The organism is Gabonibacter chumensis (assembly GCF_024741215.1).
Taxonomy (GTDB): domain Bacteria; phylum Bacteroidota; class Bacteroidia; order Bacteroidales; family Marinifilaceae; genus Gabonibacter; species Gabonibacter massiliensis.
In genome coordinates this window covers 1-203 of sequence record NZ_JANSKB010000014.1, presented here as the reverse complement: position 1 = coordinate 203, position 203 = coordinate 1, and the positions used below count along the sequence as shown (strand labels likewise).

General features: G+C 47.3%; 1 protein-coding gene. It reads right to left on the bottom strand.

The window, feature by feature from the left end:
- The coding region (locus tag NVS78_RS14135; protein WP_286359734.1) for a hypothetical protein at positions 1 to 203 on the bottom strand (203 nt) is incomplete at both ends.

Genomic DNA, 203 nt, shown 5'->3' with positions numbered 1-203 from the left:
TCGTCAACAAAGGGATGTAAAGGTAAAGGTAAGATTGAACGGCCGTGAACAAACCGCGCATGCCGCTGTAAAGACCGAGGGTCACGTTATAATTACCGTAGCCTAAAGACTCCGAACGAACAAAACCGCTCATCAAGTTGGAAAAGGACATGCTGCATTGAAAGGTAAAGATGATCAGGATCAACCACGCGATCGGCGAGTAG